This window comes from Atrimonas thermophila (assembly GCF_045864955.1).
GTDB lineage: Bacteria > Atribacterota > Atribacteria > Atribacterales > Thermatribacteraceae > Thermatribacter > Thermatribacter velox.
Genome location: NZ_AP028803.1, coordinates 1,895,731 through 1,912,713, shown reverse-complemented (window position 1 = coordinate 1,912,713; position 16,983 = coordinate 1,895,731). Strand labels below are relative to the sequence as shown.

The following is a 16,983-nucleotide window of genomic DNA, read 5'->3' as shown; positions in this document are numbered from 1 at the left end:
CTCCTCTTATTGTTTTTTGAACCTAACTGGCATAGAGAAGTTCAAAAAGTCACTAGCTTCATAGTATGCCAGGACTTCCTCTGGAGTGGCGTCTTCGGTAGGTTTCCAGAAGGGATTCTCGAGCAGGGTACTTTTTGCCACTTCCCAGAGTTCCGGGGTAGCCGTGAGACGGATTACTTGGTAAGAAAGTGTATCGGGCGTGAGGGTGTAAACCGTGTAGGACATGGGATACGTAACCGTGGAGGCGTTTTCGATATACCAGATCCCATTTTTTTCAACCGCTATGGTGCTTACGTGGCGGTGACCACAAAGGTAAAAGGAAACCTGGGGGTACCGTTCAAAAAGCGCAATCACTTCTTCGGCGTTATCAAGGTAATAGTTCTGCCACTCGGGTTTCTTTTCCTCTTCTCGGAAGGGAACCAGAAGGTGGTGTCCCACGACAATGGTGAGTTTTTCTTGGTTGGTGGCGAGTTGGTTTTCCAGCCATTCGAGCTGCGCCTTGTTCACCGTACCACCCCAGCTTCCTACCTTGGTGGTGTCGAGCCCGATAAGCAGGAGTCCAGGCACCGGTTCGGCGCTCCAGTAGCTCTTTGCTCCGTCGAAGCCGTACCCCTGGAGTGCAAAAACGGTGGTGTATTTGGAACTTCCGGTCAGGCTGGCCAGTGATGGCTCTTGATTTTTGGGAGGAATGGGGCTTACTTCGTGATTTCCCAGAACTGCGTACACCGGAACCCGGATTTCTTCCACCATTTCTCGCACCAAGTCGATGTTCCAGGGTTCGGCGTCTTTGGTCAAATCGCCAGTTACGATCACAAAATCGAGGTTTGGGAGGGCGTTAATCTGTTCAATAGCTTCTCTGAAAAGTTCTATCGAGGCGTCTTCCATTTTCACTGTGTTGCTGGTGTTTTGTGCAGGGTAGCTCAGATGGGGGTCGGAAATCACTGCGAACTTCACTTCTCCAAAAGCCCAGGCCACGGAGACGCTCCAGAGCACCGTTAGCACCAGGGTTAGCCAGAAAAACCGAAACAACCTGTGCACACTGAATCACTCCTTTCTTGATTTTGTGCCAGTAGGGTATCGGTGAACGGTTAAAGCGGTATGAAGCGGGAGCTAAAAATTTTTAAACTTTGTAAACCGCGTTTCAAAAACTGCTAAGCGGGACTTGGCATATCGTTTTCTTGGAGTATAATTTCCCAAAAACACAGGGAGGGACAGGCTTCATGATTCCTTTTCTGGAGTTTCTAACCAATGTAAGGGTGTGTCTCGCTGACGGAGCTATGGGCACGGAGCTTCTGCGGCGGGGGTATCCCCAGGAGGTGCCGCTTGAGCTTGCTAACCTGACCCATCCCGAGCTTGTGGAGCGCATTCACAGGGATTATCTCTCGGCTGGGGCAAAGCTTTTAGAAACCAACACTTTTGGAGCGAATACGATAAAGCTGGCTGCCTCTGGCTACGAACGGCAAGTGGCTGAAATCATCCGGGCAGGTGTGAACATTGCCCGCAAGGTAGGCCGGGAACAGGCATACGTTTTGGGTAGCATCGGGCCTCTGGGAAAACCGGTAGGAGACGGTTTTGGAGTGCGTGACGAGGAGGCTCGAGAGTCGTATCGGATCCAACTTGAAACCTTTTTGGAATGCGGTGTTGATGCCTTGCTTTTGGAAACCATGCCCTCGATTCGGGAAGTGGAACTCGCCCTTGAAGTGCTGAGTACTCTTTCTGCAAATGTTCCCTATATCGTGCAGTTTTCTTTTCTTCCTGATGGAAGTACTCCCTACGGAGAAGGATTGAACCGGGTGGTGGAGTTTTTGAAAGACATCGATGCCTGTGCAGTAGGCATCAACTGTGGTAGCGGACCCCGGGATGCGGTGAGAATTATCAGCTATTTTGCTGAACATCTTCCAGGTCCTTTTTCAGTTCAGCCCAATGCTGGGTATCCCCAGGTGGTGCAGGGGAGGTTGTTCTACGGAGCTTCCCCGGAGTATTTTGCTTCCTTTGCCCGGGATTTCGTGACCCTGGGAGTGAAGATCCTTGGTGGATGCTGTGGTACCACGCCGGCACACATTGAAGCGTTGGCCAAGGCCGTGCACGAAAAAGGAGCAGAGCCAACCATTGAGGTTTTTGAGCTTCAGGAGGAACCTGGGGAAGAAACGGCACTCCCTCCTTCCACCCTGGCGGAAAAGTTGGGGAACCAGTTCGTCGTCACCGTGGAGATTACCCCCCCTAAGGGAATAGACCTTGAGCGGGTTAAAGAGGGAGTCAATTTTCTCAAACAGGCCGGTGTTGATGCGGTGAACATCTCTGATTCTCCCATGGCTCGGGTGCGCATTTCTCCCATTGCTCTGGCTCACCTTCTCAAAGAAGAGTTGGGGATGGAATCCATCGTGCATTTTACCTGCCGGGACCGCAACTTTATTTCTCTGCAATCAGAACTCCTGGGTGCCGCTGCCTTAGGGATACAGAACATCTTGGCTCTTACCGGTGATCCACCTTCCATAGGCGACCACCCTTTTGCGCGTCCAGTGTTCGATGTGAATTCTGAGGGCTTGGTCCAGATTTTGAGTAAGCTTAATAGCGGAGTTGATTTTGCCGGCAATCCCCTGGGCAGGGCTACCAGTTTCACCATCGGTGTGGCCTTGAATCCCGGAGCTGCAGACCTCGATAGGGAGATCGAGCGCCTCAGAAGAAAAATAGAGTATGGAGCACACTTCATCCTCACCCAACCCATCTATGACGTGCAGGATTTAGAGCGCTTTCTGGAACGTTTTGCAGGGCCGCTTCCACCCATTTTGGGAGGAATCCTGCCTCTTCGCTCTTTCCGCCACGCCGAGTTTTTGCACAACGAGGTTCCGGGGATTACCATTCCTGAACAGTTCCGAAAGCGCATGGCTGAAGCGCAAAACCCGAAGGAGGAAGGCATTGCCATTGCTTGCGAGGTGATTGCCAGAATCCAGAAGATGGTTGCCGGCATTTACCTTATGCCCCCCTTTGAGAAATACGATATGGCGGTGGAAATAATCGGAAGGTTGCCAAAAGAGTGTAGACGGGGTTAACGCTACTGGCTGGGGCCGGACTGACCGAAAGCACAAGGTCCGGCCGGTTCCGGAGTTCGGCACTCCCTTTTTCTTCCCAAAGCACTCACCCTGCTGAAAAGAGGCGACTTCCTCCCCTATTCCGGGAAGCCGAAGCAGATGCTCAGGAATGAAGCGCTTGACATCCTCGGTTATTTCCACATAAGGAGCACCGCAAAACTCACAGCGGGGAATGGTTCGCTCAACCATACTGGTACGCCTCCCAGTTGGGGATTAAGAATAAGCCTTTGCGGGAAAACTCAGTCGGGTTTTTAAGGTAGGTGTCCTCAATAATTGCGATGACTTCGTCCGCTGGTAGGTTGTAAAGCATTTTGGCAAGGATTATCTCTTCTGGTGGGATCATTGCTCTACCAGAGAGCGAACGGAATAACTCCTTGATTTCTCTTTCAACCTCTAAATCGCTCTTTGGTAAATTTGAATTTTCTTTCTCTCTCTCATTCTCGTTTTTCCCTTTAGTTAAATGAGAGATAGTTAAATGGTTATAGTTAAATGAATATAGTTCCTCTTCAACCATTGAAGTTTGGCTCTTCAATGGTTGAAGTTTAGGACTACATTGATTGAAGTTTGGCGCTTCACTCATTGAAGTGTGTTCTCCATTGAGCAAAGTGCATTCTTCATTGATTGAAGTGTGTTCTTCACTGAGTGTTTCTTCATTGAGTGAAGTTTGGAGGTAGTAGATACTGTTTCCGTGCATACCGTGCCTTTTCTCCCTCCTGATCAGGCCGCACTCTTCAAGAATGCGCAGGGCTTTTCTCACTGATGCATCAGAGCTTATCCCCGACACTTCCTTTATCCGCTCATAACTGGGAAAGCACTTGCCTTTCCGGTCAGCATGAAAAAGTAGGGCTAGGTAAACTGGAAACACGGAAGGACACTTTCTTTCACAAGCAATTTCCCCCAGCCTCACCACTACTTCATGGGGTAGCTTGATAAAAGTTTGCATTGGCAACACCCCTTTTTCTCAGTTTGACAGAAGCTCTGTAGCTTGAGGGCAAGCTCTGTCAAATCTATTGTTCATTTTCTATCCATTATATATGCTTTATGGATGACAAGGCGATGTTTATTTGACAAATTTCGTGTTTTTTATAAAAAATTTTACTTTTAAGGGTTTAGCATATTGGCCAGGAAGTGCCGAAAAATTGCTAATAGAAAAGGATTACGCCGTGGTTTTTGGAGGCGTTTAGGGGGTGTAGAAATAGGTACGTATGAGTCGTGTCTATTTGTGTCAATTTTAGTGGAAAAACAAGGCCTTGACTGACAGGTCCAAAACTCAGAAAGTCCATTTCTAAAGCCTTCGTTCTAAAAATTGAGCAAAAAGGAGAAGTGTTGGCTCGGTAATTGGAAAATTCTCGCGTGTTCTGGTTTGAACCCAAAGAGAAGTTGCCCGAAAAAGGTCGAAAGTTGCAAGGAGCAAAAGACCGCTCCCTCTTTCTTTACCTTTATTGACTTTTTTACCTTTTTTGATATAAAATTTATTGTGGCCTGATATGCTGGGAAGCTGAAATTAGAAAGGGGGGGATGGGTAGTGAGCAAAGCACAACGTGAAGCGCTCACCGAGGGGCTGTACCGACTTTCAGACCTTGAAAAGAAAGCACCACCTCTTTCTGGTGTTCCCACGGGAGTTCCAGGGCTTGATGCGCTTTTTTACCGCTTGGAGTGGAAAGAAGGAAAACCCCAGAGAGTGCCTCTTCCGGGTTTTCCACGCTATGCAGTGGTTCACTTAACTGGTGTTCCGGATACCGGTAAGTCCCTGGCTGCAGAGCAGTTTGCCTTAACTCAGGCTGAACGCAACGAAAAGGTGCTCCTGGTTACCGTGGAGCTTCCCGGCCCTTTCTTGGTGCAGAGTTTGCGAGAAAGGGCGCGAGCAATGGGCATTGACTGGGGAAAGGTGGAGCGCAACATCCTGCTTGCTGACTGTGCCACTCATGCCGAGCTACGGGACAACGTGGTGGCGCTTACCTCACTCATTGAGGGTGTGGTGGAGCGGGAAGGCGTAAAGCACGTGGTCATTGATTCGGTGACCGGGCTTTATGAGGGGAAAGAAATGATGGCCCGGGGCATTGTGCGCAAGCTTTACCAGACCATGAAAGCCCTTTATCAAACTGCTGTCTTTATTTCTCAGAAGCGTTCAAGTCATGAGGAAACTTCTGCTGAGGCGGCAGGTGGTTATGCAGTGCCCCACATTGTGGACTGCACCATCGTATTTTCCAAATTTACCGTTGCTTCCAAACAAGCAGCCAGCCTTTATGGAGCACCGGTTGGTGATGTGGTGCGCACTCTGCGCATCGATGGCTGTAGACTTTGTGGCCATGATACCCGCATTCACCGTCTGATCATCGATGAGCAGGGAATAGTGAAAGTGGAAGAACCCTTGAGTAAGGAGGGATGAGCGATGCAAGAAGTCATTCCTGGCAACTGGGGAAATCTGCAGAATTTCATTGAGGATGAGCTGGCTTACAAAGTGTTTGAAGAGAGCCTGCGTATCCTGGGAGGGCCCAGAAAAATCGTTCTTCTGCAACGCTTGACCTGGGTCTCTTCGTTGCTGGAGGCAGCGCTGGTCATCGTTCTGCGAGAAATTTTTGACAAAACAGCTGAGGAAATTGCTGCTGAACTGGGCATAAGTACTAACACGGTGCGCAACATTCTCAGAGCTGACCCGGAGCGGGCCCTGCAGTATCTGGAAGAAAAAATGAAGGATGAAGAAGCGGAAGCCAAAGGCGTACACGTGGCAGGTGGCTTAGCCAAAAAAGCTTTTGAAGAAATCCGCTCCCGACTCAAACTTTAACCATATCGGTTATAATGGATTAAACAAACCTGTTTGAAGGAGGGAAAGACCTTGAAAAAACCCGCGACCTTTGCTTTACCCCTGTTTTTTCTTGTGATACTGTTTGTGTTTCCGGTTATCGCGTTAGCCCAGGAAGAGGCGGAACTCCTGGAGCAGGCTGCTTCTTTGCTCCGAGAAGGGAACCTTGGAGAAGCCCAGAAACTCCTCGATGAGGCTCGTCTTTCGCTCTGGAACAAAGCACCCATGCGGGTCGAAAACTACACCTTCGTGGAAGAGGAAAGTCAGAGCTACGGTGTCTGGCGGGAACGCATTTCCAACTTTTTTGCTCCCGATGAGACCATCTACATTTACGCTGAGCCCAAAAACTACACCATCCTGAAAGAAGGCAATGCCTATCACATTTACTTTGAAACCGATTTCAACGTTTATGATATGGATGGCAACTTGTTGGGTGGTCAGGAATCGTTTGGCGAATTCCGCTACATTACCCGCTCCCCCGTTTATGAGACGTACCTGAACCTCTACTTTGATTTTGACATTGCACCGGGCGAATACGTGCTGGAAGTGATTTTACAGGATAAATTCTCTAATAAAAGCGCCAGCTTCCGGCTTCCCTTCCGCAAATAAAAGGTGGGCAGGTGGTTCCAGCAGTTTCCCTTTGTTGGCCGCGTGCTTGGGGTGTCGGGGTATCGACCTGAAAAATTCAGCATGTTATAATGACCGAAAAAATGCACAAAATACAGGGAGGTGTTTTGATTGCCGGAACTGTACGAGTATGAACTGGGAAAAGCTGCTGACATCCTGACCCGCGAGCTTTTCCGCCTTCAGGAAGGAGAAACCCTGGTCATCACCGCTGATACCGAAAGCGATCCTCGAGTGGTCGATGCTACAGCACGTGCTGCTTTTGCTTGTGGCGCCAAGCCCCTGGTGGTGTGGATTCCTGCCCCTCTGGGTGTGGGCAAGGCTGCTGACCCCATGCTTCCTCAGGGTGCGTTAACTGCACTGCTTAAAGAAGCCGATGCTTGGGTGGAGTTCAACAACCAGTGGTTGCTTTACTCCACTCCCTATGACATTGCGGTAAAGGAGAATAAAAAACTGCGCCATCTCTGTTTGGTGGGCATGAATGTTGATATGATGGTGCGCTGCATCGGAAGGGTCAACTACCCGGTGCTCAAGGAATTCGAGGAAAAGCTTGCTGAGATGACCCGCAACGCAAAACATGTGCGCATGACCACTCCCGCTGGTGAGGATGTGGAGTTTGAGAATGACCCCAATCACCCTGTAAACTGCGAGCTGGGTTATGCTGATACTCCGGGTTCTCACATGATGTCGGGACAAGTGGCCTGGTCGCCCAAGCTGGATTCCATAAACGGGGTTATCGTGTTTGATGGTTCGGTAGTTCCTCCCATCGGCCTTTTGAAAGAACCCATCCGTCTTACCGTGGAGAAGGGAAAAATCGTTAACGTGGAAGGTGGCAAGGAAGCAGTAGAGTTTGAGAGCTGGCTGCGCAGCTTTAACCATCCTCAGATGTTCCAGATGGCTCACGTTTGCTACGGCTTTAATCCTGGTGCAAAATTGACCGGGGATATTCTGGAAGATGAGCGGGTATGGGGCTGCACCGAGTGGGGTGTGGGTAACATTGGCGCGATCCTCATTCCGCCTGACGGAATTCCAGCTCCCTCCCACTCCGACGGGATTTGCCTAAATACCTCAGTATGGCTGGATGGAAAACTGATCATCGATAAGGGCAGAGTGGTTGACGAAGAATTGAAGAGACTGGCCGCTTTGCTCGGTAAAGAGTGAGGGGTGATTGTTTTGAAAGTAGCACCACTTATGAAAGGGGCAATGATTGCAGTTCGGGACTGCATGGGCATAAAGCCCGATGAAAAAGCCCTGATTGTCACCGATACCGGGAAACTGCACATTGCCGAAAGTTTTCTATATGCGTTTTGTGCTCTGGGAGTTGACGCGAAACTGGTGCTGATGCTTCCTCGCACCCACCATGCCGAGGAACCACCCGAAGATGTGAAAGCAGCGATGTGTGCAACTGATGTAGCCCTCCTGGTTACCACCTACAGTTTGACTCACACCCATGCTCGCATGGAGGCCACGGAGCGGGGAGTACGCATTGCCAGTATGCCAGGTATTACCGAGGATATGCTCACCGTGGGAGCCATGACCGCAGACTACAACCAGGTTTCTGAGCTGAGCTGGAAGCTCACTCGTTTGCTTGATGAGGCTGAAGAGGCTGAAATCACCACCGAGCGGGGTACCAAGCTTCGTATGAGCTTGAAGGGCAGAAAACCGGGCACTCCACCTGATGACGGCATTTACCGAGAGAAGGGGAGGTGGGGTAACCTTCCTGCCGGAGAAGCGTACATTGCCCCGGTTGAAGAGTCAGTAGAAGGCGTGGCGGTGATCGATGGTTCCATGTCGCCGCTGGGCGTTCTGAGTGAGCCCATCGTGCTCACCATTGAGAACGGGAGAGCGGTGAAGATCGAAGGAGGAAGAGAAGCTGCCGAGCTCAAGCGCCTGCTTGAAGAGCTCAACGATCCCAATGCCTACTTGGTTGGTGAATTGGGTATTGGAACGAACGAAAAGGCCCGAATAACCGGAAATATTCTGGAAGATGAAAAGGCCTTTAAGACGGTACACATTGCGTTGGGAATGAACGTGGATATGGGTGGCATCGTTGAATCCAAGACCCACAACGACGGCATCATCTGTAATCCCACTCTGAAACTGGATGGAAAGCTGGTTATGGACAAGGGAGATTTTGTGATTTGAAGGGTGTGTCGCACAGTAATGTTTAATATATGAGGAGGTATGGGTATGTACTGGAAAAAGTTTTTCGTATTCACAGTGGTTGCTCTTTTACTTTTGACTCTGGCGCAGGCAGCACTGGCGCAGGAGTCTCAGAAAATTGTCCGTTTCACTGAAGCCTGGCCTACCTATATCGATCCGGCTGTGGCTGCTGACTTTTCAAGTTCGGTTTCAGTAGCCAACCTGTATGATACGCTGGTGTTTCCCACCTATGATGGAGAGGTAGTTCCTCACCTGGCTGAGCGCTGGGAAGTTTCCGATGATGGGCTCACCTATACTTTTTATCTCCGCAAAGGGGTTAAATTTCATGATGGAAGTGAATTGACTGCTGAAGACGTGGTGTTTAGCATGGAGCGCCTGCTCACCATTGGGCAGGGTTACAGCTACATTTTCAAGCCGGTGGTGGAAACGGTCGAGGCGCTCGATGAGTACACGGTTCGCTTTACACTCAAAAAGTCCTTTGGTCCTTTCTTGTACGCTCTGGTACGCCTTTACATCCTCAACAAAGATCTGGTTATGCAGAACATCGAGGACAACGGAGAATACGGAGAGTACGGTGATTATGGAAAGCGCTGGTTGTTAACCCATGACGCAGGTTCCGGGCCTTATATGGTCAAAGAAATGCGCATGGAAGAGTACCTGCATGCGGTCCAGTTCCCTGATTACTGGAAACCTATTCCCCCCGATGCACCCCTAGAGTTCAAATTCATCGGTACCACTGAGACAGCCACCGTGCGTACTCTGATGACCAAAAGGGAGCTCGAGATTTCTGACTTCCGTCAACCCGCTGAGTTCTACAAAAATATTGCTAAACTTCCAGGGATCAAGGTTGCCAAGCTGTTTGGAGGCAGCACTTTTTACTGCATGATGCACAACCGCAAGCCGCCCACCGATGATATTCATTTCCGTAAAGCGCTGGCCTACTGCATCGACTATGATGCCATTGCCAACCAGATTTTCCCAGGAGCCCGTCAGGCGCAAGGTCCAGTTTCTTTCATCCTGCCCGGCCATAACCCGGAAGTTTACCAGTACAAGCGGGATCTTGAGAAAGCCCGGGAAGAGCTCAAAAAGTCCAAGTATTATGACCAGTTGGATCAGTATCCGGTGGATCTCATCTGGTGTGCCGAGGTTCCCGATGAAGAGAAAGTGGCTCTGCTCATTCAAGCCAATGCTGCTGAAATCGGTATTAAGGTCAACGTGGTGAAGACTCCCTGGATGAAAATCATCGATGAGGTGGCAACTCCAGAAAGTACCGCCCATATGTATCTCATTTTCGTTTCACCTCACTATGCGGAAGCCGGTTCCATGCTGCAGTCGAAATACCACTCTTCTTCTTGTGGAACCTGGGAGCAAACTGAGTGGCTTCAGGATCCAGAGTTGGACGCTATGATCGAAGATGCCATTGCTACCGTGGATCATGAAGAACGTTTCGCCAAGTACCGCAAGATTCAGGAATACATCGTGGATCTGTGCCCCTCACTGTATCTCATCGATCAGCCTGAAAACTATGCCTATCAGGATTACTACATTGACTGGGTCGCTGCCGAGCGTGCTGAGCGTGGCGAAAAAGTGAATCCAGTGATGGGGTACAACCACTACATGCTGGATGTGAAGGTGTATCCCGAAAAGAGAGACGAGTTGCTTAAAAAATAAAGCTGTTGTAAAATAACCCAGTCTGAGGGGGGAGCAGGACAGATGTGCTCTCCCCTCTTTTTGTGAGAAAACGGTCGAAGGTGAAGCGATGAACTTTTCAAGGTATTTGGCAAGGCGTCTGGGTTATTCGGTGTTCGTGTTAATTGGGCTTTCAATGGTGGTTTTCCTGATTGCCCGCATGGTGCCTGGAGATCCAGCTCGGGCAGCGCTGGGTCCCCGAGCTACGGAAGAGGCGGTACAGGCGCTACGGGAAAAACTCCACCTCGATGAACCCATTTATGTGCAGTACGTTTACTGGTTGAAGTCGGTGTTGCAAGGTGATTTTGGAGAATCACTGTTCACCCGCCGGCCGGTGGTTGAGGATATCAAAGAGTTTTTGCCAGCCACTCTGGAACTGGCGCTTTTTGCTGGCCTTTTCATGGCTCTTTTTGGGATTCTGCTGGGTATCCTCGCTGCGCGTTACAGTAACACTTGGGTGGATAACCTGATCCGAGTGTTTTCCTATTTGGGTATTGCAACCCCAGCTTTTGTGGTGGCGATAATTCTCATGCTGGTTTTAGGTATGCGTTACCAGATATTTCCCACCATAGGCCGTCTAAGTTCCTGGGTAGAAGCCCCACCCCGTTTAACGGGTCTGGTCACTATAGACAGCCTCCTTTCTGGTAATTTTGCGGCTTTCGTTGATGCACTGAAGCACCTTTTACTCCCGGCGATTAGCTTGTCTCTGGGTGGTATGTTTCAGGAAGCCCGGATTACTCGTTCCAGCATGCTGGAGAACATGAAAAAGGATTACATTTCAGCTATGCAGGCCTACGGTGTTCCCAAAAGAGTGGTGATGTCCAAGTACCTGCTCAAGCCTTCGATCATCCCCACCGTTTCCATTCTGGGTCTTGATTTTGCCTCGTTGATTGGAAACGCTTTTTTGGTGGAACTGTTGTTTAACTGGCCGGGGCTTTCCCGTTACGGAATTAACGTGATGCTCCGCAAGGACGTGGAAGCGATTATTGCAGTGATCATGGTACTGGGGATCATTTTCACCGTGGTCAACATCGTGGTAGACTTGCTGGTGGCGTATCTGGATCCCCGCATCAGGCTGGTGGAGAGGGGGGAATGAAATGCAGGAAGTGGCGTTGAAGGTACAAAACGATCGCCGCAGTACCCTGGGTTTGTGGTGGTACAAGTTTTCCAAAAATTATCTCTCGGTGATAGGCTTGGTCATCGTGCTTTTTATCGTGTTTTGCGCTGTTTTTGCTCCTCTGGTGAGCCCCTATCCAGAACATGCCGGGCCTTTTGTCAACTACGGTGAAGCCAACCAGCCTCCTAGTCTGAAACACCTCTGTGGTACAGATATTTTCGGGCGAGATGTTTTGAGCAGAATATTTTTTGCCTTTCGTTCCTCGCTTTTGATGGGTGTGGTAGTTCTGGCCATTGTGGTTCCGGTGGGAGTAACTCTGGGTCTTCTGGCTGGCTATTTCAAGGAAAGCTGGATTGACGTCCTTATCATGAGAATAACCGATATTTTTCTTTCCGTTCCACCGTTGATCCTTGCTCTGGCCATTACCTCGGTCCTGGAACCCAACCTTACCAACGCCATGATCGCGGTGTCGGTGATGTGGTGGCCCTGGTACACGAGATTGGTCTATGGTATGGCTACCTCGCTACGCAACGAGTACTTCGTGCAGTCTGCAGAGCTTTTAGGAGCGAGCAAGCTGCACATTTTATTCCGGGAGATCCTTCCCAACTGTCTTTCCACCATCCTCACTAAGATGACTTTGGATATGGGCTGGGTGATCTTAATTGGTGCGGCTTTGAGCTTTGTAGGCCTTGGGGAACAGCCCCCCAAGCCGGCACTGGGCACCATGGTTGCTGATGGTGCCAAATACCTGCCCGAATACTGGTGGATGGCAGTTTTTCCAGGTTTAGCCATCATGCTGATCGTTTTGGGCTTTAACCTTCTTGGCGACGGTATTGGAGATCTTTTTGCAATGGAGGAAGCGTAGTTCAGTGACCAAAGAAGCGTTACTCAACATAGAAGATCTTTACGTGCATTTTAAGGTGTACGGTGGATTTTTGCAGGTTTTGAATGGTGTGAACTTTCGAGTGTTTTCCGGGGAGAAAGTGGGCTTGGTGGGTGAAACCGGTTGCGGTAAAACCACCACCATGAAAACGGTCATGCGCATTTTGCCCCAACCTCCGGGCGTCATCCGGGGAGGAAGAGTATTTTTCCGGGGTCAGGATGTGCTCAAAATGCGGGAGCCGGAAGTTGAGGTTTTGCGCCGCAAACATGTTTCCATGATTTTTCAGGACCCAACGGCCAGCTTGAACCCGGTGTTCACCGTTGGGGAGCAGATGCTGGAGGTAGTTCGCTTTTCACGGGGAACCAATTTGGACGATTCTTCGCACCGTGAAATGGCTATTCGGGCGCTTCAAGAGGTGGCCCTTCCCGACCCGGAGCGCATACTGGCCAGTTATCCCCTGCAACTTTCCGGGGGAATGCGCCAGCGAGTGTGTATTGCCATGGCGCTGGTCAGCCACAAGGAACTGCTCATTGCCGATGAACCGGGGACGTCTTTAGATGTAACTATTCAGGATCAAATTTTGCGTTTGATTCACCGTTTGGCTGAGGAGCGCAACATGGCGGTGATTCTCATTTCTCACTCCTTAGGAGTGATCCGGGAATGGACGGACCGGGTATACGTGATGTATGCCGGGTGCATGATTGAGGAGGCAGGAACCAGGGAACTTTTTGCTGAGCCTCTCCATCCTTACACCCAGGCGCTTATGAAGTGTGTTCCCAAACTCACCGGAACAGGTGTTTTTGAGGGGATACCAGGCAGGATACCCGACTACTTCGATCCACCTTCGGGCTGCCGTTTCCATCCTCGCTGCCCGCAGGCCTTCGAGCGCTGCTTAAAGGAAAAACCTCCTTTTTATGAAGTAAAAGACGGCCACCGGGTGGCCTGTTTTTTGTTTGGAGGAAAGAGCGATGCATGAAGTCCTGCTTGAAGTTAAGGGTCTGAGGAAATTTTTCCACACTTCTCGGGGTACTGTTAAAGCGGTGAATGAAGTTAGTTTCACGGTGAGCGAAGGCGAGACCCTGGGCTTAGTTGGGGAATCAGGCTCTGGGAAAAGCACCGTTGCCTACATGGTGATGGGCATGTACCGACCCACAGCGGGAGAAATCATTTTTGAGGGAAAAAACATTGCTATTCCTCATCAGAAAAGGCCCCTTTCCATAAAGAAAAACCTGCAGATTGTTTTCCAGGATCCAGGCTCTTCTTTAAACCCCAGGCGCAGCATTGGCCAGATTCTGGAGTTGCCCTTGCGGATACACCTTTCTGTTCCACCGCAAAAGCGGGAAGAAAAACTGGAAGAGCTGCTCTCCATGGTGGAGCTTCCTGTTGATTACCTCAAAAAATATCCCCGGGCCCTGGGTGGAGGAGAGCGGCAGATGGTGGCCATTGCCCGGGCCTTGAGCACCAACCCCCGCTTGGTGGTCCTTGATGAGCCCACTTCGGCTCTGGATGTTTCCATTCAGGCCAAAATCATCAATACCCTGATGCGCATTCAGAAAGAGCGTAAGTTAGGGTATCTCTTTATCACCCATGATTTGAGCCTTATGCGCAACATCGCCCATCGAGTGGCTATTATGTATTTGGGGAGAATTGTAGAACTTGCTCCAGCCAGAGAGTTTTTTGAAAAGCCCCTGCATCCTTATACCCAGATGCTCATCGCTGCAGTGCCAGTGGTCTCTGAAGAGGAGGAACGCTTCAAGCCGGAGAAGGTGGTCTCCCGGGGAGAGATACCAAGTCCTATTAACCTTCCTTCGGGATGCGTTTTTCACCCGCGCTGTATCAGCGCAGAAGAGCGCTGCAGAGTTGAAGAGCCGCCCATGGTAGCGATTGACGAAAACCACCTGGTGCGCTGTCACCTTTACCGCTGAGCGGCTGGTTTTTGGTAGCTTGCGTTTGCCACCCCTTCCTCTTTTGGGGAAGGGGTTTTTGGTTTATGGGAGGGTGGCGACCTTTTATTCTGGTTTTTTTAAAAGCTTTCTGTTTCCTGGTTAACTTTTATGTCTACTCCAAGCACTCCCTGAGGCTTTCCAGATGAAGTAGGGATGGGCAGTGATATGGTGATGCAAAATTGTCGGGTTATGGCGGAAACATAAATTGGGGAAAAGTATATCTCGCCTTTCATGGCTTCTTGCCACCAGGGACGCACCCGGGCGTTGGCCAGTCCTGCTGGAGGGATGCTTGCAATGAAGGTCCCATCATCGCGGGCAGTGTATATGGCTTCCAGGAGAGGGTGCTGATCTATGAAAGACTGGAGGGCTTTTTGATGAGCCTCGGTTGAGAGGCTCTGTATTTCCTTGGACAGGGTGAGTTCTTGGAGTTCTGCAACAAGGTCCTGAAATTCTTTTTTTTCTGCAGGAGAGAAGAGCTTCTCCTTGCGAATGGATATCGTTTCCAGGGAAGCCTTTATTGCTTCACTTACTCTGCTAAGCAGCGTCATAGCATTGCGGAGTTTTGGGGCAGTCTCCTCCCATTGTTCGAGATGGGTTTGCAGGCTATTGAAGTAGCGTTCAAATTCTTCCTGCATAGCTTTCGTTCTGTTTCTGACCTGGTTCATGTTTTCGCTTTGAGAGTGGAATCCTCTTTTGACTTCTACAAAAATACTTTGTACGGTGGTTGAGGAATCTTTCTGCCGGCTGGCAAGCTCTGAAAGGGCTTGAAAAACCTCGCTCTTGAAACTTTCCATTACTTGGGATGCTTCTTTTGTAACCTGAGAACTCTGTTCGGCAAGATCTTTAACGGCTCTGGCTACAGCGGCGAAGGCCTGACCCTGGGTTCCAGCTCTGGCTGCTTCGATTGAGGCATTGATGGCTACGAGACGGGTTCGGTCAGCAATGTCACTTATGTGGTGGAGAACCCGGTCCACTTCCCCAAGTGTGTGGTCAACGGCTTCAAGATGGGTGCGTGTCGTTTGGGCCATCGCTTCCACTTCCCGAGCAATGCTTTCCAGGGACTGGGTGAAACTGCTTAATCGTTCCAATTCTTGATGACTTTTCTGGATGATCTGGGTGAGTTCGTTGACAGTATTGTTAAGGAAGGAAGTAGCTTTTTCAAGGTCTGTATAACTTGCCCAGAGTCTTTCGGTTTGTGCTGAAGCAGCATCGATTTCTTCGGCTACCGAGCTCACCTGGGCGGAAGTGGCTTCAAGCTCCTCTTCAAAACGCAGGAGAATTTTCCGTGTTTTTTCAAGGAGTGTGCCTACTTCCTGGCAGGAACTGCCAAATGCGTCCACCGAAACCGGCGTTGTTAAGTCTCCTTCAAGCATTCTTTTCAGCTCGTTTTTTACCAGCTGGAGCGCATCCCCCGAGAAGGCCTGACCCATTTTCTATCCTCCTTCCAATAAAAAAGGTGCTTGGGAGAGTACTCTCCCAAGCACCTTTGCTTTACTTTGCCTCCTTGCCCTTGTTACAAACAGTTTAGCACGAAAGTGTTTTTAGTCAAGAACCGAGGGCATTTTTCACCGAACGAGATTGGCAAAAAAGGGCACCAGAACCGGGACTGCTAAGGAGTGAATGACTCCGCTCATCATGGCCAGAGCATCTAAGCGGCCCTTGCTTATGCTGGAGAGAAGCGGCAAAGTGGTGTCCATAGAGGTGGCACCACCCATGGCCACTGCTGGCCAGCCTCCTAAGCGCTGGTAGACCACCTCTCCCCCCAGGAAGGTGAGAATTTCCCGAAAAATGTTACTCAAGAAAGCGATTACCCCTACCGAAGCTCCAAAGACGGGAGTGAGCAAAATTCCAGAAAGCGAATACCAGCCGAAACCACATCCCACGGCTGCGCTTACAAGTGGTGACATGTTTAAAAAAATCCCGGCTAAGGCACTGAAGGCCACGGTTCCCCCCATACTCAGGGCAGGAAGAAGTAGGCTGCGCCAGCCCATCTTTTTGATAAGTGATAACGCCGAACGATTACCGGCTATTTCCACTCCAATCCCAAACACCAGAAATACCAGGGCCAGAGTGAGCAGGAGTTCAGCCTTTTCCACAAATATTCCTGGTAAAGCTCTAAAATAACCCGCTGCAACGCCTAAGGAAAAAGCGAGGGCTATTTTCCAGGTCATGGTTTTTCCACGGTTAAGTATTTTTCGCCAAAGTAAGCAAAAAGGATGCTTCCAGCCACGGAGAAACTGCTGATGAGCAGAGCTCTCCAGCCGATTTGTGCAAAGTTCTGCATAGCCTGGGGGTTACTTCCCACTAAAAAGCCGATGAGAAAAACCAGAACCAGAACTCCCCAACCCTGGGCCTTGCTTGAGAAAGCAAGGTAAGCCTGGGCAGGTTTTCCAGAGAAAGAAAAAGCAATGCCAGCTATAAGGGCTGCAATAATTGGAAGCAACTTTGCTCACTCCTTACCGGATTTTCCTTAAATATAGCCTGGCCGAAAGCTTATTTCAAGCGTGTTTTGGGAGTTTTTTGTGGAGAGTGGCTTTCTCAACTGGCATCGTGCCAGATTGGCGGAGGTTTTTGCTGCTTTCGTCCTAAGCTGACGCTGGCTGCGCTGGTGTCGTGCTTAACGATGGTTGCACAGCCATTCTGAACCGGCGCCTACCGGTTAATGCCAC

The 16,983-nt window shown here is 50.0% G+C and carries 16 protein-coding genes; 11 read left to right on the top strand and 5 right to left on the bottom strand.

Annotated elements, in window-relative coordinates; translation table 11 throughout:
* Positions 1-6 precede the first annotated feature (6 nt).
* Positions 7-1,038, bottom strand: coding sequence for a metallophosphoesterase family protein (locus ACKTT1_RS09920; RefSeq protein ID WP_369018508.1), 1,032 nt, complete (start codon positions 1,036-1,038; stop codon positions 7-9).
* A gap of 182 nt (positions 1,039-1,220) precedes the next feature.
* Between ACKTT1_RS09920 and ACKTT1_RS09915 the strand changes: the two genes are divergently transcribed.
* Positions 1,221-3,050 carry a bifunctional homocysteine S-methyltransferase/methylenetetrahydrofolate reductase gene (locus tag ACKTT1_RS09915; RefSeq protein WP_369018509.1) on the top strand — a complete coding sequence of 610 codons (1,830 nt, stop codon included), beginning with the start codon at positions 1,221-1,223 and terminating at the stop codon, positions 3,048-3,050.
* Positions 3,051-3,270: 220 nt separating this feature from the next.
* On the opposite strand, the gene ACKTT1_RS09910 is transcribed toward ACKTT1_RS09915, so the two are convergent.
* Positions 3,271-4,032 carry a helix-turn-helix domain-containing protein gene (locus tag ACKTT1_RS09910; RefSeq protein WP_412709447.1) on the bottom strand — a complete coding sequence of 254 codons (762 nt, stop codon included), beginning with the start codon at positions 4,030-4,032 and terminating at the stop codon, positions 3,271-3,273.
* Between the two features lie 582 nt (positions 4,033-4,614).
* Here ACKTT1_RS09910 and ACKTT1_RS09905 point away from each other — a divergent pair.
* From ACKTT1_RS09905 to ACKTT1_RS09860, 10 genes are all read left to right on the top strand, one after another.
* Positions 4,615-5,478 carry a KaiC domain-containing protein gene (locus ACKTT1_RS09905; RefSeq protein ID WP_369018511.1) on the top strand — a complete coding sequence of 288 codons (864 nt, stop codon included), beginning with the start codon at positions 4,615-4,617 and terminating at the stop codon, positions 5,476-5,478.
* A gap of 3 nt (positions 5,479-5,481) precedes the next feature.
* Positions 5,482-5,874 carry a sigma factor-like helix-turn-helix DNA-binding protein gene (locus tag ACKTT1_RS09900; RefSeq protein WP_369018512.1) on the top strand — a complete coding sequence of 131 codons (393 nt, stop codon included), beginning with the start codon at positions 5,482-5,484 and terminating at the stop codon, positions 5,872-5,874.
* A 51-nt stretch (positions 5,875-5,925) separates the two neighbouring features.
* Positions 5,926-6,501 (top strand): hypothetical protein, encoded by a 576-nt coding sequence (locus ACKTT1_RS09895; protein ID WP_369018513.1) that lies wholly within the window; start codon positions 5,926-5,928, stop codon positions 6,499-6,501.
* A 129-nt stretch (positions 6,502-6,630) separates the two neighbouring features.
* Positions 6,631-7,677 carry an aminopeptidase gene (locus tag ACKTT1_RS09890; RefSeq protein ID WP_412709446.1) on the top strand — a complete coding sequence of 349 codons (1,047 nt, stop codon included), beginning with the start codon at positions 6,631-6,633 and terminating at the stop codon, positions 7,675-7,677.
* Between the two features lie 12 nt (positions 7,678-7,689).
* Positions 7,690-8,661, top strand: coding sequence for an aminopeptidase (locus tag ACKTT1_RS09885; protein ID WP_412709445.1), 972 nt, complete (start codon positions 7,690-7,692; stop codon positions 8,659-8,661).
* A gap of 45 nt (positions 8,662-8,706) precedes the next feature.
* On the top strand, positions 8,707-10,350 hold the full coding sequence (locus ACKTT1_RS09880; RefSeq protein ID WP_412709444.1) for an ABC transporter substrate-binding protein: 1,644 nt from the start codon (positions 8,707-8,709) through the stop codon (positions 10,348-10,350).
* Positions 10,351-10,438: 88 nt separating this feature from the next.
* The gene (locus ACKTT1_RS09875; RefSeq protein WP_412709443.1) at positions 10,439-11,464 is read left to right on the top strand and encodes an ABC transporter permease; all 1,026 of its coding nucleotides are present in this window, start codon (positions 10,439-10,441) and stop codon (positions 11,462-11,464) included.
* Position 11,465: 1 nt separating this feature from the next.
* On the top strand, positions 11,466-12,350 hold the full coding sequence (locus ACKTT1_RS09870) for an ABC transporter permease (RefSeq protein WP_412709442.1): 885 nt from the start codon (positions 11,466-11,468) through the stop codon (positions 12,348-12,350).
* Between the two features lie 4 nt (positions 12,351-12,354).
* Positions 12,355-13,344 carry an ABC transporter ATP-binding protein gene (locus ACKTT1_RS09865; RefSeq protein WP_412709441.1) on the top strand — a complete coding sequence of 330 codons (990 nt, stop codon included), beginning with the start codon at positions 12,355-12,357 and terminating at the stop codon, positions 13,342-13,344.
* The gene (locus ACKTT1_RS09860; RefSeq protein ID WP_369018519.1) at positions 13,337-14,293 is read left to right on the top strand and encodes an ABC transporter ATP-binding protein; all 957 of its coding nucleotides are present in this window, start codon (positions 13,337-13,339) and stop codon (positions 14,291-14,293) included. Before ACKTT1_RS09865 ends, ACKTT1_RS09860 begins: the two co-directional genes overlap by 8 nt.
* 98 nt (positions 14,294-14,391) lie before the next feature.
* Here ACKTT1_RS09860 and ACKTT1_RS09855 read toward each other — a convergent pair whose 3' ends face one another.
* From ACKTT1_RS09855 to ACKTT1_RS09845, 3 genes are all read right to left on the bottom strand, one after another.
* Entirely contained in the window at positions 14,392-15,744 is a 1,353-nt protein-coding gene (locus ACKTT1_RS09855; protein ID WP_369018520.1) for a methyl-accepting chemotaxis protein, read from the bottom strand.
* Between the two features lie 135 nt (positions 15,745-15,879).
* Positions 15,880-16,485, bottom strand: a complete 606-nt coding sequence (locus tag ACKTT1_RS09850; protein WP_369018521.1) for a lysine exporter LysO family protein — start codon at positions 16,483-16,485, stop codon at positions 15,880-15,882.
* Entirely contained in the window at positions 16,482-16,757 is a 276-nt protein-coding gene (locus tag ACKTT1_RS09845; RefSeq protein ID WP_369018522.1) for a LysO family transporter, read from the bottom strand. The genes ACKTT1_RS09850 and ACKTT1_RS09845 overlap by 4 nt, the downstream gene beginning before the upstream one ends.
* Positions 16,758-16,983: the final 226 nt, after the last annotated feature.

Bases quoted from the DNA above. Each gene is read 5' to 3' on its own strand.
- ACKTT1_RS09880 (WP_412709444.1), top strand. From the start codon at position 8,707: ATGTACTGGAAAAAGTTTTTCGTATTCACAGTGGTTGCTCTTTTACTT.
- ACKTT1_RS09900 (WP_369018512.1), top strand. From the start codon at position 5,482: ATGCAAGAAGTCATTCCTGGCAACTGGGGAAATCTGCAGAATTTCATT.
- ACKTT1_RS09855 (WP_369018520.1), bottom strand. From the start codon at position 15,744: ATGGGTCAGGCCTTCTCGGGGGATGCGCTCCAGCTGGTAAAAAACGAG.
- ACKTT1_RS09850 (WP_369018521.1), bottom strand. From the start codon at position 16,485: ATGACCTGGAAAATAGCCCTCGCTTTTTCCTTAGGCGTTGCAGCGGGT.
- ACKTT1_RS09910 (WP_412709447.1), bottom strand. From the start codon at position 4,032: ATGCAAACTTTTATCAAGCTACCCCATGAAGTAGTGGTGAGGCTGGGG.
- ACKTT1_RS09860 (WP_369018519.1), top strand. From the start codon at position 13,337: ATGCATGAAGTCCTGCTTGAAGTTAAGGGTCTGAGGAAATTTTTCCAC.
- ACKTT1_RS09875 (WP_412709443.1), top strand. From the start codon at position 10,439: ATGAACTTTTCAAGGTATTTGGCAAGGCGTCTGGGTTATTCGGTGTTC.
- ACKTT1_RS09915 (WP_369018509.1), top strand. From the start codon at position 1,221: ATGATTCCTTTTCTGGAGTTTCTAACCAATGTAAGGGTGTGTCTCGCT.
- ACKTT1_RS09870 (WP_412709442.1), top strand. From the start codon at position 11,466: ATGCAGGAAGTGGCGTTGAAGGTACAAAACGATCGCCGCAGTACCCTG.